We start from the raw sequence: 22,439 nt of genomic DNA, 5'->3' as shown, positions 1-22,439 counted from the left end.
AGCGTTGGAACCACCTGATCCCATCCCGAACTCAGAAGTGAAACGATGCATCGCCGATGGTAGTGTGGGGTTTCCCCATGTGAGAGTAGGTCATCGTCAAGATTAAATTCCAAAACCCCTATCTGCGCATGCAGGTAGGGGTTTTGTTTTTGTCCGCTGGAAAATCTGTCTGTTCGGGTTTCTATGCAACGGCTCGGGGCGTGGCTATCATGCGGGCCTCATTGTGAGGCGAGACTTGCATGCTGACGTTGTTAAAGCTTCTTAAGGATGGCCGATTCCATTCGGGTCAGGCATTGGGCGCTGCCTTGGGCATCAGTCGCAGTGCTGTGTGGAAGCAGCTTCAGCATCTTGAGGCTGAGCTGGGGTTGTCCATACACAAGGTTCGGGGGCGCGGCTATCAATTGGCCGCACCGTTGACGTTGCTTGACCCTGCGGAGATAGGGCGATTGTCTCCCACGTCTAATTGGCCGGTCCTGGTCTTCGACTCTATTGACTCCACCAATGCTGAAGCCCTGCGCGCCATCGAGCGACACCAGGCTGCACCTTTTCTGGTGCTTGCCGAGCGGCAAACTGCCGGGCGCGGGCGGCGAGGGCGCAAGTGGGTCAGTCCATTCGCGGAGAATGTCTATTACAGCCTGGTGTTGCGGGTTGAGGGCGGTATGCGCCAGCTGGAGGGCTTGAGCCTTGTAGTGGGGCTCGCCGTCATGCAGGCCTTGCGTGAGCTTGGGGTTCCCGGGGTGGGGTTGAAATGGCCCAATGATGTCCTGGTAGGGCAGAAGAAAATTGCCGGAATACTGCTTGAGCTGGTCGGGGATCCTGCCGACGTCTGTCACGTGGTGCTGGGTGTCGGAATTAATGTAAACATGCAGATGACCGACGAAGTCGACCAGCAATGGACGTCCATGCGCCTGGAGTCGGGCAAGGCGTTTGATCGCAATCGCCTGGTCGCGGCGCTGGGTGAAATGCTTCACAAATACCTGGCTCGCCACCAGGCCGATGGATTTTCGGCGATCCAGGCTGAGTGGGAGCAGCATCACCTGTGGCAGGGGCGTGCGGTGTCGTTGATCGCGGGTGCAAACCAAATAGATGGCGAAGTGCTGGGCATCGATAGTCAGGGTGCGCTGCGCTTGAAGGTGGGTGGTGTGGAGAAAGTCTTCAGTGGCGGTGAGCTGAGCCTGAGGTTGCGTCATGATTCTTGAGCTCGACTGCGGAAATAGTTTCATCAAGTGGCGTGTGCTCAAGGCGGACGCCCGTCAGGTGGTGGGGGAGGGAGTAGTCGATTCCGACCTGGCATTGCTCGAGGGTGTGAAGGGGGTTGAGGGCCTTGCGTTGAAGTTCTGTCGGCTGGTGAGTGTCAGGACTGCCGAAGAGACCGGGGAATTGATCGCCCGGCTGAAGGCTGCCTTCCATATTTCGGTGGTCTGTGCCGCTCCAGTCGAGGAAATGGCCGGTGTTCGTAATGGCTATGAAGAATTTGAGCGGCTCGGTCTTGATCGCTGGTTGGCGCTGCTCGGAGGGTTTCATCTGGCTTCTGGCGCGTGCCTGGTGCTTGATTTCGGTACTGCGGTGACCGCGGACTTCGTTGCCGGGGATGGTGAGCATCTGGGTGGGTTCATATGCCCTGGGATGCCGTTGATGCGAAACCAACTGCGCACCCATACCCGCAAGATTCGTTACGGAGATCTTGCGGCTGAGCGCGCTTTGGAACGTCTTGTTCCGGGGCGCACAACGGTCGAAGCGGTTGAGCGTGGGTGCCTGTTGATGCTTCGCGGATTTGTGCTGACGCAGCTGGAGATGGCGCGGGGTTATTGGGGGGAGAACTTTACGGTGTTCCTCACCGGTGGTGATGCGTCGTTGGTGTCCGAGATAGTGCCTGAGGCCCGGGTGGTCCCCGATCTGGTGTTCGTTGGCTTGGCGATGGCATGCCCTTTGTCTTGAGGTCTTTATGCGTTGGTTGTTTCTGCTGCTGCTCGTTCTCAATGTGTTTTATTACATCTGGCATCAACAGGAGGCGCCTCTGCGTGCCAAGGACGTAACGCCTTTGAGTCTGTATCGCGGCTCTCAGCAGGACATTCGTCTCTTGAGCGAGGCGACGGATACGGCCAAGGATAAAGGGAAGGTGGCGCAGGCAGAGGCTGAATGCCTTTATCTGGGTGGATTTGTAAGTCAGGACGTCGAGAAGGGGCTCGAGCGCAGGTTGACGGGCATGGGCGTGAAATATCAATCGCTGCCTGCTAGTCCGGCTGAACCCCCGGCGTACTGGGTTCGAGTGGCTCCTGAAAGCAAGCGTTGGCTGGATGACTTGCAGCTGATAAACCTTTCTAGAGAATTCAATGAGTTAAAACATAAAATAATGCCTTGTGGGGGGGTTGCACCCACCGAATAGTTTGCATAGAATGGCGCCCGCTCCACAGCGAAGACCTAAAGCGGTCAACGAAGTGAAGCGAGGTCAACGCAGATAAGCTCAGGATTTTAATGAGAAAAATGCTTGACAGAAGGCTGGCATGATGTAGAATGCCGGCTCGCTTAGGAGGGGTTCCCGAGCGGCCAAAGGGATCAGACTGTAAATCTGACGTCTACGACTTCGAAGGTTCGAATCCTTCCCCCTCCACCATTTTTAGCGAGAGCTGCAAGCCTCGCGGGTATAGTTTAGTGGTAGAACCTCAGCCTTCCAAGCTGATGATGCGGGTTCGATTCCCGCTACCCGCTCCAAGTTTGCAGGTTTTGCACAGTGTTACGCTCTTGTAGCTCAGTTGGTAGAGCACACCCTTGGTAAGGGTGAGGTCAGCGGTTCAAATCCGCTCAAGAGCTCCATACAAAAGGCAGATATGCAAATATCTGCCTTTGTTTTAGGCGGCTAAGGCTGCGCCCTGTTGTGGCTCTGAGGGTTCTTTCTCTTGTGGGTAGGGGTGTTTCGGTCGGGTCGCCTAGCAAGTGGTTGTAAAGTCTTTTTCAGGTCTGCATAATGGTCGGCCTGATTTTGTTTTAGGTCAGTAGCTCAATTGGCAGAGCGACGGTCTCCAAAACCGTAGGTTGGGGGTTCGATTCCCTCCTGACCTGCCAGATTCACTCGGTGTGTCTGGCTTTCTTTTCACAGGATCTTCATAGATGACTCCTAAAGCTGAAGCTCAAGGCTCTCGTTTCGACCTCCTCAAGTGGCTTGTAGTAGTCGCTTTGGTGGTTGTTGGCGTTGTTGGCAATCAGTATTACTCTGCTTCGCCGATCCTGTACCGCGTACTCGCTTTGCTTGTTATTGCTGCCGTAGCTGCCTTTGTAGGCCTGCAGACAGTCAAGGGCAAGTCTTTCTTTGTACTGGTTAAGGAAGCACGCACCGAAATTCGTAAAGTCGTATGGCCAACTCGCCAAGAAACCACGCAGACCACGTTGATCGTTGTGGCTGTTGTCCTGGTTATGGCGTTGCTGTTGTGGGGGCTCGATTCCCTGCTCGGCTGGCTTGTTTCCTTGATTGTCGGCTAAGGGTGTCCCGTGGCTAAGCGTTGGTACGTTGTGCATGCTTACTCCGGTTACGAGAAGCATGTAATGCGCTCGCTGATCGAGCGCGTAAAGCTGGCTGGCATGGAAGATGGCTTCGGCGAAATTCTGGTTCCCACTGAAGAAGTGGTTGAAATGCGTAATGGCCAGAAGCGCAAGAGTGAGCGCAAGTTCTTCCCTGGTTATGTGCTGGTCCAGATGGATATGAACGAGGGTACTTGGCACTTGGTCAAGGATACTCCTCGTGTGATGGGCTTTATCGGCGGTACTGCTGATAAGCCGGCACCGATTACCGATAAAGAGGCAGAAGCGATTCTGCGTCGCGTCGCCGACGGTAGCGACAAGCCTAAGCCGAAGACGTTGTTCGAGCCGGGCGAGTCGGTACGTGTCAACGACGGTCCGTTTGCCGATTTCACCGGCACGGTCGAAGAGGTCAACTACGAAAAGAGCCGGATCCAGGTCGCGGTGCTCATTTTCGGACGCTCTACCCCGGTAGAGTTGGAGTTCAGTCAGGTCGAAAAGGTCTAGCTGAGCAAGCATCCCAACCCCGCAGCCTTAGGCTGTGGGGTTTTGTCGTCACTGGGATAAACGCGCAAGTAACCGGGGAGCCTTTCGAGGCGTTTGAACCCGTAATTGGAGTGCCTCATGGCCAAGAAGATTACCGCTTACATCAAGCTGCAAGTGAAGGCCGCTCAGGCTAACCCAAGCCCACCTGTTGGTCCTGCTCTGGGTCAGCACGGCGTGAACATCATGGAATTCTGCAAGGCTTTCAACGCCCGTACTCAGGGTCTTGAGCCAGGTCTGCCGACTCCAGTGATCATCACTGTCTACAGCGACCGTAGCTTCACGTTCGAAACCAAATCCACCCCTGCTTCGGTTCTGCTGAAGAAGGCGGCCGGTCTGACCAGCGGTTCCGCTCGTCCGAACACCGTTAAGGTTGGCACTGTAACCCGTGCTCAGCTGGAAGAAATCGCGAAAACCAAAAACGCGGATCTGACTGCAGCTGATATGGAAGCAGCCGTGCGTACTATCGCCGGTTCTGCTCGTAGCATGGGCCTTAACGTGGAGGGTGTGTAATGGCTAAGCTGACCAAGCGTCAAAAGGCTATCGCCGGCAAAATCGAAGCAGGCAAGGCCTACAACTTTGTAGACGCCGCTGCTCTGCTGGCTGAGCTGTCGACTGTCAAGTTCAGCGAGTCGTTCGACGTTGCTGTAAACCTGGGCGTTGACCCACGTAAATCCGACCAGGTCGTTCGTAGCGCTACTGTGCTGCCGCACGGCACTGGCAAGACCGTTCGCGTTGCCGTGTTCACCCAGGGTCCTGCTGCTGAAGCCGCTCTGGCTGCCGGCGCTGACCGTGTAGGCATGGACGACCTGGCTGCCGAAATGAAAGGCGGCGACCTGAACTACGACGTAGTGATCGCATCCCCGGATGCCATGCGCGTTGTAGGTCAGCTGGGTCAGATCCTCGGTCCACGTGGCCTGATGCCTAACCCTAAAGTTGGCACCGTAACCCCAGACGTAGCTACCGCGGTTAAAAACGCCAAGGCTGGTCAGGTTCGTTATCGCACCGACAAAAACGGCATCATCCACACTTCCGTTGGCAAGATCGGCTTCGACGCCGTCAAGCTGAAGGAAAACGTTGAAGCCCTGATCGCTGACCTGAAGCGTATCAAGCCAGCTTCCTCGAAAGGCATCTACGTCAAGCGCGTTACCCTGAGCACCACTATGGGCCCAGGTCTGGTCATCGACCAAAGCTCGCTCGACGCGTAAGACACAGATTGGCGCAAGTGATTGCGCCAATTGAAAAATTGGGGTCCCTGCCTGGCGGGGGCTATCCAAGACCGTAGGCGACGCAAGTCTTAAACCACAAGCCTACGCAGATGGTGCTCCCGGTTCCTTACCGAATCAGACACCAAAACGACATTCGGTTTCGATCGAATGAAACGGTAACAAGCAGGAGTTAAACCCGTGGCAATTAAACTCGAAGACAAGAAGGCCATCGTCGCTGAAGTCAACGAGGCTGCCAAAGTCGCTCTGTCCGCTGTCGTGGCTGATGCCCGTGGCGTAACAGTAGGCGCGATGACCGGACTCCGTAAAGAGGCTCGTGAAGCTGGCGTTTACGTACGTGTCGTACGTAACACCCTGCTCAAGCGCGCCGTTGCTGACACTGAATTCAGTGTTCTCAACGACACGTTCACTGGCCCTACCCTGATTGCCTTCTCCAAGGAACATCCAGGCGCTGCTGCCCGGATCTTCAAAGAGTTCGCAAAGGGTCAGGACAAGTTCGAGATCAAGGCAGCTGCGTTCGAGGGCAAGTTCCTCGCAGCTAACCAAATCGACGTACTGGCAACTCTGCCGACCCGTGACGAAGCAATTTCTCAGCTGATGAGCGTGATTCAAGGCGCTACCAGCAAATTGGCTCGTACCCTGGCGGCAATTCGCGACCAGAAAGAAGCTGCTGCAGCCTAAGGCTCGTCAACTTCTCGCGTTTTTTGTTTTTTTCGATGGTCGCGTAGGCCGTCCCCAATATCAGGAATTAGATTCATGTCTATCTCTCAGAACGATATCCTTGAAGCAGTTGGCAACATGTCCGTAATGGAAGTTGTTGAGCTGATCAAAGCTTTCGAAGAAAAATTCGGCGTTACCGCTGCTGCTGCATCGGCAGGTCCTGCCGCTGCTGCCGCCGTTGTTGAAGAGCAAACTGAATTCAACGTCATGCTGACCGAAGCTGGCGAGAAGAAAGTTAACGTGATCAAGGCAGTACGTGAACTGACCGGTCTGGGCCTGAAAGAAGCCAAGGCTGTAGTTGACGGCGCTCCTGCCATGGTTCTGGAAGCTGTTGCCAAAGACGCAGCTGACAAAGCCAAAGCAACTCTGGAAGAAGCAGGCGCTAAAGTCGAGCTGAAGTAAGCTCCGACCTTGCGTCTCCAGCCCGAGCGTTAAGCGACAGGCTGATGGCTGGTGGCTCTTGCCACCGGCCTTTTTCCGTTATTGGCAGCCGACTGGGTCGGTGCCGGTAACGAGCTGTAACCACCCGATGCGGTGGCGCAAACCATGGGGTTTGCACGATTTTCTGGTCGTTCCCGTCGGGAGGGGCCAAACAAGCAGGTGACCAAGCTGGGGAACGCTGATGGCTTACTCATATACTGAGAAAAAACGTATCCGCAAGGACTTTAGCAAGTTGCCGGACGTCATGGATGTGCCTTACCTCCTGGCCATCCAGCTGGATTCGTATCGTGAATTCTTGCAAGCGGGAGCGACTAAAGATCAGTTCCGCGACGTGGGCCTGCATGCGGCCTTCAAATCCGTTTTCCCGATCATCAGCTACTCCGGCAATGCTGCGCTGGAGTACGTCGGTTATCGCTTGGGCGAACCGGCATTTGATGTCAAAGAATGCGTATTGCGCGGTGTAACTTACGCCGTACCTTTGCGGGTAAAAGTGCGCCTGATCATTTTCGACAAAGAATCGTCGAACAAAGCGATCAAGGACATCAAAGAGCAAGAAGTCTACATGGGTGAAATCCCCCTGATGACTGAGAACGGTACCTTCGTAATCAACGGTACCGAGCGTGTAATCGTTTCCCAGCTGCACCGTTCCCCTGGCGTGTTCTTCGACCACGACCGTGGCAAGACGCACAGCTCCGGTAAACTGCTGTACTCCGCGCGCATCATTCCTTACCGCGGTTCGTGGCTGGACTTCGAGTTCGACCCGAAAGACTGCGTATTCGTGCGTATCGACCGTCGTCGCAAGCTGCCTGCATCGGTACTGCTGCGCGCGCTGGGCTATACCACTGAAGAAGTGCTGGACGCGTTCTACACCACCAACGTATTCCACGTGAAGGGCGAGACCCTGAGCCTGGAACTGGTGCCTCAGCGCCTGCGCGGTGAAATCGCTGTCCTCGATATCCAGGACGACAAAGGCAAGGTTATTGTCGAGCAGGGTCGTCGTATTACCGCTCGCCACATCAACCAGCTGGAAAAAGCCGGGATCAAAGAGCTGGATGTGCCGCTGGACTACGTCCTGGGTCGCACAACCGCCAAGGTCATCGTGCACCCGGCCACCGGCGAAATCCTGGCAGAGTGCAACACCGAGCTGAACACCGAGATCCTGGCGAAAATCGCCAAGGCCGGCGTTGTTCGCATCGAAACTCTGTACACCAACGATATCGACTGCGGTCCGTTCGTCTCCGACACACTGAAGATCGACTCCACCAGCAACCAACTGGAAGCGCTGGTCGAGATCTATCGCATGATGCGTCCTGGCGAGCCGCCAACAAAAGACGCTGCAGAGACCCTGTTCAACAACCTGTTCTTCAGCCCTGAGCGCTATGACCTGTCTGCGGTCGGCCGGATGAAGTTCAACCGTCGTATCGGTCGTACCGAGATCGAAGGTTCGGGCGTGCTGTGCAAGGAAGACATCGTCGCGGTACTGAAGACCCTGGTCGACATCCGTAACGGTAAAGGCATCGTCGATGACATCGACCACCTGGGTAACCGTCGTGTTCGCTGCGTAGGCGAAATGGCCGAGAACCAGTTCCGCGTTGGCCTGGTACGTGTTGAGCGTGCGGTCAAAGAGCGCCTGTCGATGGCTGAAAGCGAAGGCCTGATGCCGCAAGACCTGATCAACGCCAAGCCAGTGGCTGCAGCGGTGAAAGAGTTCTTCGGTTCCAGCCAGCTGTCCCAGTTCATGGACCAGAACAACCCGCTGTCCGAGATCACCCACAAGCGTCGTGTCTCTGCACTCGGCCCTGGTGGTCTGACGCGTGAGCGTGCCGGCTTTGAAGTTCGTGACGTACACCCGACGCACTACGGTCGTGTTTGCCCAATCGAAACGCCGGAAGGTCCGAACATCGGTCTGATCAACTCCCTGGCGGCCTATGCGCGCACCAACCAGTACGGCTTCCTCGAGAGCCCGTACCGCGTGGTGAAAGACGCCCTGGTCACCGACGAGATCGTGTTCCTGTCCGCCATCGAAGAAGCTGATCACGTGATCGCCCAGGCTTCGGCCACGATGAACGACAAGAAAGTCCTGATCGACGAGCTGGTAGCTGTTCGTCACTTGAACGAATTCACCGTCAAGGCGCCGGAAGACGTCACCTTGATGGACGTATCGCCGAAACAGGTAGTTTCGGTTGCAGCGTCGCTGATTCCGTTCCTCGAGCACGACGACGCCAACCGTGCGTTGATGGGTTCGAACATGCAGCGTCAAGCTGTACCAACCCTGCGTGCTGACAAGCCGCTGGTAGGTACCGGCATGGAGCGTAACGTAGCCCGTGACTCCGGCGTTTGCGTCGTGGCTCGTCGTGGCGGCGTGATCGACTCCGTCGACGCCAGCCGTATCGTGGTTCGTGTTGCCGATGACGAAGTTGAAACCGGTGAAGCCGGTGTCGACATCTACAACCTGACCAAGTACACCCGCTCCAACCAGAACACCTGCATCAACCAGCGTCCGCTGGTGCGTAAGGGTGATCGGGTTCAGCGTAGCGACATCATGGCCGACGGTCCGTCCACCGACATGGGTGAACTGGCACTGGGTCAGAACATGCGCATCGCCTTCATGGCATGGAATGGCTTCAACTTCGAAGACTCCATCTGCCTGTCGGAACGCGTTGTTCAAGAAGACCGTTTCACCACGATCCACATTCAGGAACTGACCTGTGTGGCCCGTGACACCAAGCTTGGCCCAGAGGAAATCACTGCGGACATCCCGAACGTGGGTGAAGCCGCACTGAACAAGCTGGACGAAGCCGGTATCGTTTACGTAGGTGCTGAAGTTGGCGCAGGCGACATCCTGGTGGGTAAGGTCACTCCGAAAGGCGAGACCCAACTGACTCCGGAAGAAAAACTGCTGCGTGCGATCTTCGGTGAAAAAGCCAGCGACGTTAAAGACACCTCCCTGCGTGTACCTACCGGTACCAAAGGTACTGTCATCGACGTACAGGTCTTCACCCGCGACGGCGTTGAGCGTGATGCGCGTGCCCTGTCGATCGAGAAGTCCCAGCTGGACGAGATCCGCAAGGACCTCAACGAAGAGTTCCGTATCGTTGAAGGTGCTACTTTCGAACGTCTGCGCTCCGCTCTGGTCGGCCACAAAGCCGAAGGCGGCGCCGGTCTGAAGAAAGGCCAGGACATCACCGACGAAGTGCTCGACGGTCTTGAGCACGGCCAGTGGTTCAAACTGCGCATGGCTGAAGATGCTCTGAACGAGCAGCTCGAAAAGGCTCAGGCCTACATCGTTGATCGTCGCCGTCTGCTGGACGACAAGTTCGAAGACAAGAAGCGCAAACTGCAGCAGGGCGATGACCTGGCTCCAGGCGTGCTGAAAATCGTCAAGGTTTACCTGGCAATCCGTCGTCGCATCCAGCCGGGCGACAAGATGGCCGGTCGTCACGGTAACAAGGGTGTGGTCTCCGTGATCATGCCGGTTGAAGACATGCCGCACGATGCCAATGGCACCCCGGTCGACGTTGTCCTCAACCCGTTGGGCGTACCTTCGCGTATGAACGTTGGTCAGATCCTTGAAACCCACCTGGGCCTCGCGGCCAAAGGTCTGGGCGAGAAGATCAACCGCATGGTTGAAGAGCAGCGCAAAGTTGCCGAGCTGCGTAAGTTCCTGCACGAGATCTACAACGAGATCGGCGGTCGTCAGGAAAGCCTCGATGACTTCTCGGACCAGGAAATCCTGGACCTGGCTCAAAACCTGCGTGGCGGCGTTCCAATGGCCACTCCAGTGTTCGACGGCGCCAAGGAAAGCGAAATCAAGGCCATGCTGAAACTGGCAGACCTGCCAGAAAGCGGCCAGATGCAGCTGACCGACGGCCGTACCGGCAACAAGTTCGAGCGCCCGGTTACCGTTGGCTACATGTACATGCTGAAGCTGAACCACTTGGTAGACGACAAGATGCACGCGCGTTCTACCGGTTCGTACAGCCTGGTTACCCAGCAGCCGCTGGGTGGTAAGGCGCAGTTCGGTGGTCAGCGTTTCGGGGAGATGGAGGTCTGGGCACTGGAAGCATACGGTGCCGCTTACACTCTGCAAGAAATGCTCACAGTGAAGTCGGACGATGTGAACGGCCGTACCAAGATGTACAAGAACATCGTGGATGGCGATCACCGTATGGAGCCGGGCATGCCCGAGTCCTTCAACGTGTTGATCAAGGAAATTCGTTCCCTCGGCATCGATATCGATCTGGAAACCGAATAACACGTGACGCGAATCGAGAGCGGGGCAGCACTGCCCGCTCTCTGCTCCGCCAGGAGGAAAGGCCTTGAAAGACCTACTGAATTTGCTGAAAAACCAGGGTCAAGTCGAAGAGTTCGACGCCATCCGTATCGGATTGGCGTCGCCTGAGATGATCCGTTCGTGGTCGTTCGGCGAAGTTAAAAAGCCGGAAACCATTAACTACCGTACGTTCAAACCTGAGCGTGACGGCCTGTTCTGCGCCAAGATCTTTGGCCCGGTAAAGGATTACGAGTGCCTGTGCGGTAAGTACAAGCGCTTGAAGCACCGTGGTGTGATCTGCGAGAAGTGCGGCGTTGAAGTCGCGCTGGCTAAAGTTCGTCGTGAGCGCATGGCGCACATCGAACTGGCCTCGCCGGTTGCCCACATCTGGTTCCTGAAATCGCTGCCGTCCCGTATCGGTTTGCTGATGGACATGACCCTGCGTGATATCGAACGCGTTCTCTACTTCGAGAGCTATGTCGTTATCGATCCAGGCATGACCACCCTTGAAAAAGGCCAGCTGCTGAACGATGAGCAGTACTTCGAAGCGCTGGAAGAGTTCGGCGACGATTTCGATGCCCGCATGGGTGCCGAAGCTGTCCGCGAACTGCTGCACGCTATCGACCTGGAGCACGAGATTGGCCGTCTGCGTGAAGAAATTCCGCAAACCAACTCCGAAACCAAGATCAAGAAGCTGTCCAAGCGTCTGAAGTTGATGGAGGCCTTCCAGGGTTCCGGCAACCTTCCAGAATGGATGGTGCTGACCGTTCTGCCGGTTCTGCCGCCAGATCTGCGTCCACTGGTCCCGCTGGATGGCGGTCGCTTCGCGACTTCCGACCTCAACGATCTGTATCGTCGAGTGATCAACCGTAACAACCGCTTGAAGCGCCTGCTGGACCTGTCCGCTCCGGACATCATCGTGCGCAACGAAAAGCGTATGTTGCAGGAAGCCGTCGACGCACTGCTCGACAACGGTCGTCGTGGCCGCGCTATCACCGGTTCCAACAAGCGTCCTCTGAAATCCCTGGCTGACATGATCAAGGGTAAGCAAGGTCGTTTCCGTCAGAACTTGCTCGGTAAGCGTGTTGACTACTCCGGCCGTTCGGTAATTACCGTAGGTCCGACCCTGCGTCTGCACCAGTGCGGTCTGCCGAAGAAGATGGCTCTCGAGCTGTTCAAGCCGTTCATTTTCGGCAAGCTGGAAATGCGTGGTCTCGCTACCACCATCAAAGCCGCCAAGAAGATGGTCGAGCGCGAATTGCCAGAAGTTTGGGACGTTCTCGCTGAAGTGATTCGCGAACACCCGGTTCTTCTCAACCGTGCACCGACCCTTCACCGTCTGGGTATCCAGGCGTTTGAACCGGTACTGATCGAAGGTAAGGCTATCCAGCTGCACCCTCTGGTCTGCGCCGCGTACAACGCCGACTTCGACGGCGACCAAATGGCCGTGCACGTACCGCTGACACTGGAAGCCCAGTTGGAAGCGCGTGCGTTGATGATGTCGACCAACAACATTCTGTCGCCAGCCAACGGTGAGCCAATCATCGTTCCGTCGCAGGACGTTGTATTGGGTCTGTACTACATGACGCGTGAAGCGATCAACGCCAAGGGCGAAGGTCGCGTGTTCGCGGATCTGCAGGAAGTTGACCGTGTGTTCCGTGCCGGCGAAGCCGCACTGCACGCCAAGGTCAAAGTGCGGATCAATGAAACCGTCAACGACCGTGATGGCGGCAGCGTGACCAACACCCGTATCGTCGACACCACTGTCGGCCGTGCGCTGTTGTTCCAGGTTGTGCCAAAAGGGCTGTCGTACGACGTCGTCAACCTGCCGATGAAGAAAAAGGCGATCTCCAAGCTGATCAACCAGTGCTACCGCGTGGTTGGTCTGAAAGAGACCGTGATCTTCGCTGACCAGTTGATGTACACCGGTTTTGCCTATTCGACCATTTCCGGCGTTTCCATCGGTGTTAACGACTTCGTTATCCCGGATGAGAAAGCCCGCATCATCGGTGCAGCCACCGACGAAGTGAAAGAGATCGAAAGTCAGTACGCCTCCGGCCTGGTAACCCAGGGCGAGAAGTACAACAAAGTGATCGACCTTTGGTCCAAGGCGAACGACGAAGTTTCCAAGGCGATGATGGCCAACCTCTCGAAAGAGAAAGTCATCGACCGTCATGGCGTCGAAGTCGACCAGGAGTCTTTCAACTCGATGTACATGATGGCCGACTCGGGTGCGCGGGGTTCCGCAGCACAGATTCGTCAGCTGGCCGGTATGCGTGGTCTGATGGCCAAGCCGGACGGTTCCATCATTGAAACGCCGATTACCGCGAACTTCCGTGAAGGTTTGAGCGTACTCCAGTACTTCATCTCCACTCACGGTGCTCGTAAGGGTCTGGCGGATACCGCGTTGAAAACGGCGAACTCGGGTTACCTGACTCGTCGTCTGGTAGACGTGGCGCAAGACCTGGTTGTAACCGAGATCGATTGCGGCACCGAACACGGCCTGCTGATGACTCCGCACATTGAAGGCGGTGACGTTGTAGAGCCGTTGGGTGAGCGCGTATTGGGTCGTGTTATCGCCCGTGACGTATTCAAGCCGGGTACCGAGGACGTCATCGTTCCTGCGGGCACCCTGGTCGACGAGAAGTGGGTCGAGTTCATCGAGCTCAACAGCATCGACGAAGTGATCGTTCGTTCGCCGATCAGCTGCGAAACCCGTTTCGGTATCTGCGCCAAGTGCTACGGTCGCGACCTGGCTCGTGGTCACCAGGTGAACATCGGTGAAGCGGTCGGCGTTATCGCTGCCCAGTCCATCGGTGAGCCGGGTACCCAGCTGACGATGCGTACGTTCCACATCGGTGGTGCGGCAAGCCGGACCTCCGCAGCCGACAGCGTTCAGGTGAAGAACGGCGGTACCGTCCGTCTGCACAACCTGAAACACGTTGAGCGAGTGGACGGTCATCTGGTTGCCGTGTCCCGTTCCGGTGAGCTGGCTATCGCTGATGATTTCGGTCGTGAGCGCGAGCGTTACAAGCTGCCGTACGGTGCGGTAATTTCGGTTAAGGAAGGTGACAAGGTCGACGCTGGTGCCATCGTGGCCAAGTGGGATCCGCACACTCACCCGATCGTTACCGAAATGAAAGGTACCGTGACCTACGTGGGCATGGAAGAAGGCATCACGATCAAGCGTCAGACTGACGAATTGACCGGTATGACCAACATTGAAGTACTCGACGCCAAAGACCGTCCAGCTGCCGGTAAAGATATCCGTCCTGCTGTGAAGATGGTTGATGACAACGGCAAGGATCTGTTGCTGCCAGGCACTGACGTTATCGCTCAGTACTTCCTGCCAGCCAACGCCCTGGTCGGTGTGGCGGACGGCGCGAAGATCGCGATCGGTGATGTTATCGCTCGTATCCCGCAAGAAACTTCGAAGACCCGTGACATCACCGGTGGTCTGCCGCGTGTTGCCGACTTGTTCGAAGCTCGTCGTCCGAAAGAGGCCTCGATTCTGGCTGAAGTCAGCGGCACCATCGCGTTCGGTAAAGAAACCAAGGGCAAGCGCCGTCTGGTTATTACCCCGAACGACGGTAGCGATCCGTACGAAGAGCTGATTCCGAAGTGGCGTCACCTGAACGTGTTCGAAGGCGAACAGGTAAACCGCGGCGAAGTTATCTCCGACGGCCCAAGCGATCCACACGACATCCTGCGTCTGCTGGGTGTGAGTGCGCTGGCCAAGTACATCGTCAACGAGATCCAGGACGTTTACCGTCTACAAGGCGTGAAGATCAACGACAAGCACATCGAGACCATCCTGCGTCAGATGCTGCGTAAAGTTGAGATCGCTGAATCTGGCGATTCCAGTTTCATCAAGGGCGACCAGATGGAATTGACTCACGTTCTGGTAGAGAACGAGCGTTTGAGCGGCGAAGACAAATTTGTCTCCAAGTTCACTCGCGTTCTGCTGGGTATCACCAAGGCGTCGTTGTCCACCGAATCGTTCATCTCGGCGGCTTCCTTCCAGGAAACCACCCGTGTACTGACCGAGGCGGCGGTTACCGGCAAGCGCGACTACCTGCGCGGCCTGAAAGAAAACGTGGTTGTGGGTCGTCTGATCCCGGCGGGTACCGGCCTGGCCTATCACAGCGAGCGTAAGCGCCGCCGTGATGCAGACAAGCCGTTGCGCGTAAGCGCCAGTGAAGTGGAAGCTGCACTGACCGAAGCGCTGAACTCGAGCGGTAACTGAGTTCTGCGGTAAATGAGCTGAGGCCCTGGTCACTCCGTTCATCGAATCGAGACAATTTGTCGAGGTTTGATGGGCGGGGAGGTCGGGGCCTTGCCTTGACTGGGGACAAGATCCTCTTTAGACTCTTGTACCCCTAAATTTGGCGGGAATTCGTTCCTGCCATTTTGCTTTTCTTGCAAGACAATAGCGTCGCAAGACAACAGTGGAGCTAGTAGATGGCAACTATCAACCAGCTGGTACGTCAGCCGCGTAAGCGTATCGTCGAGAAATCCGACGTGCCTGCGCTGCAGAACTGCCCGCAACGCCGTGGCGTGTGCACCCGTGTGTACACCACCACGCCGAAAAAACCTAACTCGGCACTGCGTAAAGTATGCCGTGTGCGCCTGACCAACGGTTTCGAGGTTTCCTCGTACATCGGCGGTGAAGGCCACAACCTGCAAGAGCACAGCGTGGTACTGATCCGCGGCGGTCGTGTAAAAGACTTGCCAGGTGTTCGTTACCACACCGTTCGCGGTTCGTTGGATACTTCCGGCGTTAAAGGTCGTAACCAGGGTCGTTCGAAGTACGGTACCAAGCGTCCGAAGTAATGGTCGCTTGCTGCAAAAAACTGATTTCTATTTTTCTGAGTCGATAAGAGTAAGGTCGGAGGCGTCCCGTAGTAATGGGCACCGATTCCGAGCGAACCTGAAGACCGTTTGAGGGCTTATCCATGCCAAGAAGACGCGTAGCAGCCAAGCGCGAAGTGCTTGACGATCCAAAATACGGAAGCCAAATCCTGGCCAAGTTCATGAACCACGTGATGGAAAGCGGCAAGAAAGCCGTTGCCGAGCGTATCGTTTATGGCGCGCTGGAAAAGGTTAAAGAGCGCAAGAACAGCGACCCCCTGGAAATCTTCGAGAAAGCTCTCGACGCCATCGCTCCGCTGGTCGAAGTAAAGTCGCGCCGTGTAGGCGGTGCTACTTACCAGGTTCCGGTTGAAGTTCGCCCGTCCCGTCGTAACGCTCTGGCAATGCGCTGGTTGGTAGACTTCGCCCGTAAGCGCGGCGAGAAGTCTATGGCTCTGCGTTTGGCTGGCGAACTGTTGGACGCTGCCGAAGGTAAAGGTGCTGCAGTTAAGAAGCGTGAAGACGTGCACCGTATGGCTGAAGCTAACAAAGCTTTCTCGCACTACCGCTTCTAATTTTAGCGTCACTCAATTTGCGAGGGCTTTATGGCTCGTACTACACCGATTAATCGCTACCGTAACATTGGTATCGTTGCTCACGTGGATGCTGGTAAAACCACCACCACCGAGCGCGTCCTTTTTTACACTGGCAAAAGCCACAAGATGGGCGAGGTGCATGACGGCGCCGCGACCACCGACTGGATGGTTCAGGAGCAGGAGCGTGGTATTACCATTACTTCTGCTGCTATTACCGCCTTCTGGCAGGGTTCTGCTAAGCAGCACAAAGACCAATACCGCTTCAACGTCATCGACACCCCGGGCCACGTAGACTTCACCATTGAAGTTGAGCGTTCCCTGCGTGTACTTGACGGCGCGGTCGTTGTGTTCTGCGGCACTTCCGGCGTTGAGCCTCAGTCCGAAACCGTATGGCGTCAAGCCAACAAATACGGTGTTCCACGTATCGTTTACGTGAACAAGATGGACCGTGCTGGTGCGAACTTCCTGCGCGTGATCGCTCAGATCAAGCAGCGTCTGGGTCACACTCCGGTGCCGATCCAGTTGGCTATCGGTTCCGAAGACAACTTCCAGGGTCAGATCGATCTGATGACCATGGAAGCGGTTTACTGGAACGATGCTGACAAGGGCATGACTCCACGTCGCGAAGCTATCCCTGCTGAACTGCAGGAATTGGCTGAAGAGTGGCGCAGCAACATGGTTGAGGCTGCGGCCGAAGCCAGCGAAGAGCTGATGAACAAGTACCTCGAGGGCGAAGAGCTCACCATCGAGGAAATCAAGGCGGCTCTGCGTCAGCGTACCATCGCTGGTGAGATCGTCCTGGCTGTTTGTGGTTCTTCCTTCAAGAACAAGGGTGTTCCCCTGGTTCTCGACGCCGTTATCGACTACCTGCCGGCTCCAACCGACATTCCTGCCATCAAGGGTACTGACCCGGATGACGAGGAAAAGCAAATGGAGCGTCATGCAGACGACAACGAGCCGTTCTCGGCTCTGGCGTTCAAGATCGCTACCGACCCATTCGTGGGTACCTTGACCTTCGTCCGCGTTTACTCGGGCGTGTTGGCCTCCGGCGACGGCGTGATCAACTCGGTTAAAGGCAAGAAAGAGCGCGTGGGTCGTATGGTGCAAATGCACGCAAACGCCCGTGAAGAGATCAAGGAAGTGCGCGCTGGCGACATCGCGGCCCTGATCGGCATGAAGGACGTCACCACTGGTGAAACCCTCTGCAACGCTGACAAGCCAATCATCCTGGTTCGCATGGACTTCCCGGAGCCGGTTATTTCGGTTGCCGTAGAGCCTAAGACCAAGGATGACCAGGAAAAAATGGGTATCGCTCTGGGCAAACTTGCTCAGGAAGACCCGTCTTTCCGCGTCAAAACTGATGAAGAGACTGGTCAAACGATCATCTCCGGCATGGGCGAGCTGCACCTGGACATCCTGGTTGACCGGATGCGCCGTGAGTTCAACGTCGAAGCCAACATCGGTAAGCCTCAAGTTTCGTACCGTGAGCGCATCACGAAGAGCTGCGAAATCGAAGGCAAGTTCGTTCGCCAGTCCGGCGGTCGTGGCCAGTTCGGTCACTGCTGGATTCGTTTTGCACCTGCTGACGAAGGTCAGGAAGGTCTGCAATTCCTGAACGAAGTAGTGGGTGGTGTGGTTCCTAAGGAATACATCCCGGCTATCCAGAAGGGTATCGAAGAGCAGATGAAGAACGGTGTTGTTGCCGGCTATCCGCTGATCGGCCTGAAGGCTACCGTGTTTGATGGTTCTTACCACGACGTCGACTCGAACGAGATGGCGTTTAAGGTGGCTGCTTCCATGGCGACCAAGCAACTGGCCCAGAAGGGCGGTGGTGAGTTGCTCGAGCCGATCATGGCGGTAGAGGTTGTTACGCCTGAAGACTATATGGGTGACGTGATGGGCGACCTGAACCGTCGTCGCGGCATGATTCTGGGTATGGAAGATACGGTTTCCGGTAAGGTTATCCGTGCTGAAGTTCCGTTGGGCGAGATGTTCGGTTATGCGACCGACGTTCGTTCGATGTCCCAGGGTCGCGCAAGCTACTCTATGGAATTCAAAAAATACAATACGGCTCCGTCGCACATCGTCGAAACCGTTACCAAAAAACAAGGCTGATTCAGTCCTTTAGGCAAGGAGTTAATTGTCGTGGCTAAAGAAAAATTTGATCGTTCCCTACCGCACGTAAACGTTGGCACCATCGGCCACGTTGACCACGGTAAAACCACTCTGACCGCTGCTCTGACTCGCGTCTGCTCCGAAGTTTTCGGTTCGGCCGTAGTTGAATTCGACAAGATCGACAGCGCACCAGAAGAAAAAGCTCGCGGTATTACCATTAACACCGCGCACGTCGAGTACAACTCGAACATTCGTCACTACGCTCACGTTGACTGCCCAGGTCACGCTGACTACGTGAAGAACATGATCACCGGTGCTGCCCAGATGGACGGCGCGATCCTGGTTTGCTCGGCCGCTGATGGTCCGATGCCACAAACCCGTGAGCACATCCTGCTGTCCCGTCAGGTAGGCGTTCCGTACATCGTGGTTTTCCTGAACAAGGCTGACCTGGTAGACGACGCTGAGCTGCTGGAACTGGTTGAGATGGAAGTTCGCGACCTGCTGTCCACCTATGACTTCCCAGGCGACGACACTCCGATCATCATCGGTTCTGCTCGTATGGCGCTGGAAGGCAAAGACGACAACGAAATGGGCACCACTGCCGTTCGTAAGCTGGTTGAAACTCTGGACACCTACATCCCAGAGCCAGAGCGTGCTATCGACAAGCCATTCCTGATGCCAATCGAAGACGTATTCTCGATCTCGGGTCGTGGTACTGTTGTGACTGGTCGTATCGAGCGCGGTATCGTTCGCGTTCAAGATGCACTGGAAATCGTTGGTCTGCGTGACACCACCACCACCACCTGCACCGGTGTTGAGATGTTCCGCAAGCTGCTCGACGAAGGTCGTGCTGGCGAGAACTGCGGCGTTCTGCTGCGTGGTACCAAGCGTGACGACGTTGAGCGTGGCCAGGTTCTGGTTAAGCCAGGTTCGGTTAAGCCACACACCAAGTTCACCGCAGAAGTTTACGTTCTGAGCAAGGAAGAAGGCGGCCGTCACACTCCGTTCTTCAAAGGCTACCGTCCACAGTTCTACTTCCGTACTACTGACGTGACCGGTAACTGCGAGCTGCCAGAAGGCGTTGAAATGGTAATGCCAGGTGACAACATTCAGATGACTGTTACCCTGATCAAAACCATCGCAATGGAAGACGGTCTGCGCTTCGCTATCCGTGAAGGCGGCCGTACCGTTGGTGCTGGCGTTGTAGCTAAAATCATCGAGTAATCTCTTCACTGAGAAAGCTTTGATGTTTTGAAAAGGCCCCCGCTCAGCGGGGGCCTTTTTTATTGGGTTGACACCTATCTGGGGCGTCTATAGAATTGCGCCTCCTTTTAACAGGCGTATTGCGCCTGGTGGGAATAGCAGCCGGAGTCTGAAATCCAATGCAAAATCAGCAAATCCGTATCAGGTTGAAGGCTTTTGACCATCGCCTGATCGACCAATCCACCCAGGAAATCGTGGAAACCGCGAAACGTACTGGTGCTCAAGTGCGTGGTCCAATTCCACTGCCTACCCGTAAAGAGCGGTTCACCGTTCTGGTCTCCCCGCACGTCAACAAAGACGCGCGTGACCAGTACGAGATCCGTACTCATAAGCGCGTACTGGACATCGTCCAGCCAACGGATAAAACCGTTGATGCACTTATGAAGCTTGATCTTGCGGCCGGTGTGGAAGTGCAGATCAGCCTCGGCTAAGACTCGGTCTTAGTCGTGTAACGCTCTGAAATGGGCGGCCATAGCGGGTGAAAGCCCCGTACACTCATGAGGTTTACAACATGACTATTGGTGTAGTCGGTCGTAAATGCGGTATGACCCGTATTTTCACCGAAGAAGGTGTCTCCATTCCGGTCACGGTCATTGAGATCGAACCGAATCGCGTCACCCAGTTCAAAACTGAAGAGACCGATGGCTATCGTGCAGTGCAAGTCACTGTCGGCGAGCGTCGTGCTTCGCGTGTAACAGCAGCTCAGGCTGGCCACTTCGCTAAAGCGAACGTTGCCGCTGGTCGTACCGTAATGGAATTCCGCCTTGAAGAAGGCGAGTACCAGGCCGGCGATCTGATCAACGCTGAAATCTTCGCCGCTGGTCAACTGGTTGATGTAACCGGTCAGTCCAAGGGTAAAGGCTTCCAGGGTACGATCAAGCGTTGGAATTTCCGCGGGCAAGATAACACCCACGGTAACTCCGTATCCCACCGCGTTCCAGGCTCTATCGGCCAGTGCCAGACTCCTGGTCGTGTATTCAAGGGCAAAAAAATGTCCGGTCATATGGGCGCTGAGCGCGTGACCGTGCAGTCCCTCGAAGTAGTGCGCGTGGACGCTGAACGCAATCTGTTGTTGGTCAAGGGCGCTGTTCCTGGCGCTACTGGCGGCAACTTGGTTGTACGTCCAGCAGCCAAGGCTCGCGGTTAAGGGGAAGCTGACATGCAATTAAATGTAAATGACGCTCAAGCGATCGAAGTTTCCGAACTGACATTTGGCGGCGAATTCAACGAGACGCTGGTTCACCAAGCAGTCGTGGCCTACATGGCTGGCGGCCGTCAGGGTAGCAAGCAGCAGAAGACCCGTTCCGACGTTCGTGGTGGCGGTAAGCGCCCATGGCGTCAGAAAGGTACTGGCCGTGCTCGTGCCGGTACTATCCGTAGCCCAATCTGGCGTGGCGGCGGTACCACTTTTGCAGCTCGTCCTCAGGATCACTCGCAGAAGCTGAACAAGAAGATGTATCGCGCAGCAATGCGTTCCATCCTTGCTGAGCTGGTGCGTACTGATCGTCTGGTCGTGGTTCAGGATTTCGCCGTTGAAACGCCGAAAACCAAAGACCTGCTGGGCAAGCTGAACAACATGAGCCTGACCGACGTTCTGATCGTGTCGGACGCTGTTGATCAGAACCTGTACCTGGCTGCTCGTAACCTGCCACACGTAGATGTACGTGATGTGCAAGGTTCCGATCCAGTTAGTCTGATCGCATACGACAAGGTGTTGATCACCGTGTCGGCCGTGAAGAAATTCGAGGAGCTGCTGGGATGAACCAGGAACGCGTATTTAAAGTTCTGCTTGGCCCGCACGTTTCCGAGAAGGCTACGGTTCTGGCAGACAAGAAAGGCCAGTTCGTTTTCAAGGTTGCTACTGATGCAACCAAGCTGGAAATCAAGAAGGCCGTCGAAAGCCTGTTCAGCGTGAAAGTAGAGCGTGTTACTACCCTGAATGTTCTGGGTAAGAGCAAGCGCACTGCTCGCGGTCTGGGCAAGCGTAATGACTGGAAGAAGGCAGTTATCTCCCTTCAGCCAGGCCAAGATCTCGATTTCAGCAGCAGTGCTGAGTAAGGAAGGGGTGCATCATGGCAATCGTTAAATGCAAACCGACTTCCCCTGGCCGCCGTTTTGTGGTCAAGGTGGTCAACCAGGAGCTGCATAAAGGCGCTCCTCACGCACCGCTGCTCGAGAAGAAGTCGAAGTCTGGTGGTCGTAACAACAATGGCCGTATTACCACTCGTCACATCGGTGGTGGTCATAAGCAGCATTATCGTCTGGTCGATTTCCGTCGCAACGACAAAGATGGCATCGCTGCCACTGTCGAGCGTATCGAATACGATCCAAACCGTACTGCTCACATCGCTCTGCTGCTGTACGCAGATGGCGAGCGTCGCTACATCATCGCCCCTAAAGGCGTGAGCGCTGGCGACCAGCTGATCGCAGGTGCTCTGGCACCGATCAAGCCGGGCAACGCTCTGCAACTGCGTAACATTCCAGTTGGTAGCACCGTACACGGCATCGAATTGAAGCCAGGTAAAGGCGCTCAGATCGCTCGTTCCGCTGGTGCTTCGGCTCAGCTGATCGCTCGTGAAGGCGTGTACGTTACCCTGCGTCTGCGTTCCGGTGAAATGCGTAAAGTCCTGGCTGAATGCCGTGCGACCCTGGGCGAAGTCTCGAACTCCGAGCACAGCCTGCGTTCGCTGGGTAAAGCTGGTGCCAAACGCTGGCGTGGCGTTCGCCCAACCGTTCGTGGTGTTGCCATGAACCCGGTTGACCACCCACATGGTGGTGGTGAAGGTCGTACCTCTGGTGGTCGTCATCCGGTATCGCCATGGGGCTTCCCGACTAAGGGCGCGAAGACTCGTGGTAATAAGCGTACCGACAAAATGATCGTCCGTCGTCGCAAGTAAA

20 protein-coding genes, 4 tRNA genes and 1 rRNA gene are annotated in these 22,439 nt (G+C 55.9%); all 25 read left to right on the top strand.

Annotation, left to right across the window (positions count from 1 at the left end):
• Positions 1-102: ribosomal RNA gene (gene rrf, locus CGA21_RS24265) — 5S ribosomal RNA — on the top strand; the annotation flags it as partial.
• Between the two features lie 137 nt (positions 103-239).
• Positions 240-1,199: a bifunctional biotin--[acetyl-CoA-carboxylase] ligase/biotin operon repressor BirA gene (birA, locus tag CGA21_RS24260; protein ID WP_110755011.1), complete on the top strand. Its 960-nt coding sequence runs from the start codon at positions 240-242 to the stop codon at positions 1,197-1,199.
• Positions 1,189-1,938: a pantothenate kinase gene (locus tag CGA21_RS24255; protein WP_110755010.1), complete on the top strand. Its 750-nt coding sequence runs from the start codon at positions 1,189-1,191 to the stop codon at positions 1,936-1,938. Before birA ends, CGA21_RS24255 begins: the two co-directional genes overlap by 11 nt.
• A gap of 7 nt (positions 1,939-1,945) precedes the next feature.
• Positions 1,946-2,386 carry a hypothetical protein gene (locus CGA21_RS24250; protein WP_110755009.1) on the top strand — a complete coding sequence of 147 codons (441 nt, stop codon included), beginning with the start codon at positions 1,946-1,948 and terminating at the stop codon, positions 2,384-2,386.
• Positions 2,387-2,529: 143 nt separating this feature from the next.
• Positions 2,530-2,614, top strand: a tRNA-Tyr gene (locus tag CGA21_RS24245).
• 24 nt (positions 2,615-2,638) lie between these two features.
• Positions 2,639-2,712: transfer RNA gene (locus CGA21_RS24240), tRNA-Gly, on the top strand.
• A gap of 26 nt (positions 2,713-2,738) precedes the next feature.
• Positions 2,739-2,814, top strand: a tRNA-Thr gene (locus CGA21_RS24235).
• A gap of 173 nt (positions 2,815-2,987) precedes the next feature.
• Positions 2,988-3,063: transfer RNA gene (locus CGA21_RS24230), tRNA-Trp, on the top strand.
• Positions 3,064-3,108: 45 nt separating this feature from the next.
• Entirely contained in the window at positions 3,109-3,477 is a 369-nt protein-coding gene (gene secE / locus CGA21_RS24225) for a preprotein translocase subunit SecE (RefSeq protein ID WP_007896620.1), read from the top strand.
• A gap of 9 nt (positions 3,478-3,486) precedes the next feature.
• Positions 3,487-4,020, top strand: coding sequence for a transcription termination/antitermination protein NusG (gene nusG / locus CGA21_RS24220; protein ID WP_007933727.1), 534 nt, complete (start codon positions 3,487-3,489; stop codon positions 4,018-4,020).
• Between the two features lie 117 nt (positions 4,021-4,137).
• The gene (rplK, locus tag CGA21_RS24215; protein ID WP_007933726.1) at positions 4,138-4,569 is read left to right on the top strand and encodes a 50S ribosomal protein L11; all 432 of its coding nucleotides are present in this window, start codon (positions 4,138-4,140) and stop codon (positions 4,567-4,569) included.
• Positions 4,569-5,264, top strand: coding sequence for a 50S ribosomal protein L1 (gene rplA / locus CGA21_RS24210; protein ID WP_003186095.1), 696 nt, complete (start codon positions 4,569-4,571; stop codon positions 5,262-5,264). The genes rplK and rplA overlap by 1 nt, the downstream gene beginning before the upstream one ends.
• 198 nt (positions 5,265-5,462) lie before the next feature.
• A complete protein-coding gene (gene rplJ / locus CGA21_RS24205; RefSeq protein WP_110755008.1) occupies positions 5,463-5,963 on the top strand; it encodes a 50S ribosomal protein L10 in 501 nt (166 codons plus the stop codon).
• 75 nt (positions 5,964-6,038) lie between these two features.
• A complete protein-coding gene (rplL, locus tag CGA21_RS24200; protein WP_034148078.1) occupies positions 6,039-6,404 on the top strand; it encodes a 50S ribosomal protein L7/L12 in 366 nt (121 codons plus the stop codon).
• A gap of 220 nt (positions 6,405-6,624) precedes the next feature.
• The gene (gene rpoB / locus CGA21_RS24195) at positions 6,625-10,698 is read left to right on the top strand and encodes a DNA-directed RNA polymerase subunit beta (RefSeq protein ID WP_008018199.1); all 4,074 of its coding nucleotides are present in this window, start codon (positions 6,625-6,627) and stop codon (positions 10,696-10,698) included.
• 64 nt (positions 10,699-10,762) lie between these two features.
• On the top strand, positions 10,763-14,962 hold the full coding sequence (gene rpoC / locus CGA21_RS24190; protein WP_008065703.1) for a DNA-directed RNA polymerase subunit beta': 4,200 nt from the start codon (positions 10,763-10,765) through the stop codon (positions 14,960-14,962).
• A 215-nt stretch (positions 14,963-15,177) separates the two neighbouring features.
• Positions 15,178-15,549: a 30S ribosomal protein S12 gene (rpsL, locus tag CGA21_RS24185; protein ID WP_003186084.1), complete on the top strand. Its 372-nt coding sequence runs from the start codon at positions 15,178-15,180 to the stop codon at positions 15,547-15,549.
• Positions 15,550-15,671: 122 nt separating this feature from the next.
• Positions 15,672-16,142: a 30S ribosomal protein S7 gene (gene rpsG / locus CGA21_RS24180; protein WP_002555493.1), complete on the top strand. Its 471-nt coding sequence runs from the start codon at positions 15,672-15,674 to the stop codon at positions 16,140-16,142.
• 30 nt (positions 16,143-16,172) lie between these two features.
• Positions 16,173-18,278 (top strand): elongation factor G, encoded by a 2,106-nt coding sequence (gene fusA, locus CGA21_RS24175; RefSeq protein ID WP_008065706.1) that lies wholly within the window; start codon positions 16,173-16,175, stop codon positions 18,276-18,278.
• A 30-nt stretch (positions 18,279-18,308) separates the two neighbouring features.
• A complete protein-coding gene (tuf, locus tag CGA21_RS24170) occupies positions 18,309-19,502 on the top strand; it encodes an elongation factor Tu (RefSeq protein ID WP_008065716.1) in 1,194 nt (397 codons plus the stop codon).
• A 158-nt stretch (positions 19,503-19,660) separates the two neighbouring features.
• A complete protein-coding gene (rpsJ, locus tag CGA21_RS24165) occupies positions 19,661-19,972 on the top strand; it encodes a 30S ribosomal protein S10 (protein ID WP_003186070.1) in 312 nt (103 codons plus the stop codon).
• Positions 19,973-20,052: 80 nt separating this feature from the next.
• Positions 20,053-20,688 (top strand): 50S ribosomal protein L3, encoded by a 636-nt coding sequence (rplC, locus tag CGA21_RS24160; protein WP_003186059.1) that lies wholly within the window; start codon positions 20,053-20,055, stop codon positions 20,686-20,688.
• Between the two features lie 12 nt (positions 20,689-20,700).
• On the top strand, positions 20,701-21,303 hold the full coding sequence (gene rplD, locus CGA21_RS24155; protein ID WP_003228735.1) for a 50S ribosomal protein L4: 603 nt from the start codon (positions 20,701-20,703) through the stop codon (positions 21,301-21,303).
• Positions 21,300-21,599, top strand: a complete 300-nt coding sequence (gene rplW / locus CGA21_RS24150; protein WP_002555488.1) for a 50S ribosomal protein L23 — start codon at positions 21,300-21,302, stop codon at positions 21,597-21,599. Before rplD ends, rplW begins: the two co-directional genes overlap by 4 nt.
• Before the next feature lie 14 nt (positions 21,600-21,613).
• Complete coding sequence (gene rplB, locus CGA21_RS24145) at positions 21,614-22,438, top strand: 50S ribosomal protein L2 (RefSeq protein ID WP_003186055.1); 825 nt, start codon at positions 21,614-21,616, stop codon at positions 22,436-22,438.
• Position 22,439 lies beyond the last annotated feature (1 nt).

This window comes from Pseudomonas sp. PSB11, assembly GCF_014596605.1.
In the GTDB taxonomy this organism is placed as follows: Bacteria; Pseudomonadota; Gammaproteobacteria; order Pseudomonadales; family Pseudomonadaceae; genus Aquipseudomonas; species Aquipseudomonas umsongensis.
The sequence above is the reverse complement of the archived record's forward strand: the minus strand, read 5'-3'. Positions and strand labels throughout refer to the sequence as shown.

Bases quoted from the DNA above. Each gene is read 5' to 3' on its own strand.
- birA (WP_110755011.1), top strand. From the start codon at position 240: ATGCTGACGTTGTTAAAGCTTCTTAAGGATGGCCGATTCCATTCGGGT.
- CGA21_RS24255 (WP_110755010.1), top strand. From the start codon at position 1,189: ATGATTCTTGAGCTCGACTGCGGAAATAGTTTCATCAAGTGGCGTGTG.
- CGA21_RS24250 (WP_110755009.1), top strand. From the start codon at position 1,946: ATGCGTTGGTTGTTTCTGCTGCTGCTCGTTCTCAATGTGTTTTATTAC.
- secE (WP_007896620.1), top strand. From the start codon at position 3,109: ATGACTCCTAAAGCTGAAGCTCAAGGCTCTCGTTTCGACCTCCTCAAG.
- rplK (WP_007933726.1), top strand. From the start codon at position 4,138: ATGGCCAAGAAGATTACCGCTTACATCAAGCTGCAAGTGAAGGCCGCT.
- rplA (WP_003186095.1), top strand. From the start codon at position 4,569: ATGGCTAAGCTGACCAAGCGTCAAAAGGCTATCGCCGGCAAAATCGAA.
- rplL (WP_034148078.1), top strand. From the start codon at position 6,039: ATGTCTATCTCTCAGAACGATATCCTTGAAGCAGTTGGCAACATGTCC.
- rpoB (WP_008018199.1), top strand. From the start codon at position 6,625: ATGGCTTACTCATATACTGAGAAAAAACGTATCCGCAAGGACTTTAGC.
- rpsL (WP_003186084.1), top strand. From the start codon at position 15,178: ATGGCAACTATCAACCAGCTGGTACGTCAGCCGCGTAAGCGTATCGTC.
- rpsG (WP_002555493.1), top strand. From the start codon at position 15,672: ATGCCAAGAAGACGCGTAGCAGCCAAGCGCGAAGTGCTTGACGATCCA.
- fusA (WP_008065706.1), top strand. From the start codon at position 16,173: ATGGCTCGTACTACACCGATTAATCGCTACCGTAACATTGGTATCGTT.
- rpsJ (WP_003186070.1), top strand. From the start codon at position 19,661: ATGCAAAATCAGCAAATCCGTATCAGGTTGAAGGCTTTTGACCATCGC.
- rplC (WP_003186059.1), top strand. From the start codon at position 20,053: ATGACTATTGGTGTAGTCGGTCGTAAATGCGGTATGACCCGTATTTTC.
- rplD (WP_003228735.1), top strand. From the start codon at position 20,701: ATGCAATTAAATGTAAATGACGCTCAAGCGATCGAAGTTTCCGAACTG.
- rplW (WP_002555488.1), top strand. From the start codon at position 21,300: ATGAACCAGGAACGCGTATTTAAAGTTCTGCTTGGCCCGCACGTTTCC.
- rplB (WP_003186055.1), top strand. From the start codon at position 21,614: ATGGCAATCGTTAAATGCAAACCGACTTCCCCTGGCCGCCGTTTTGTG.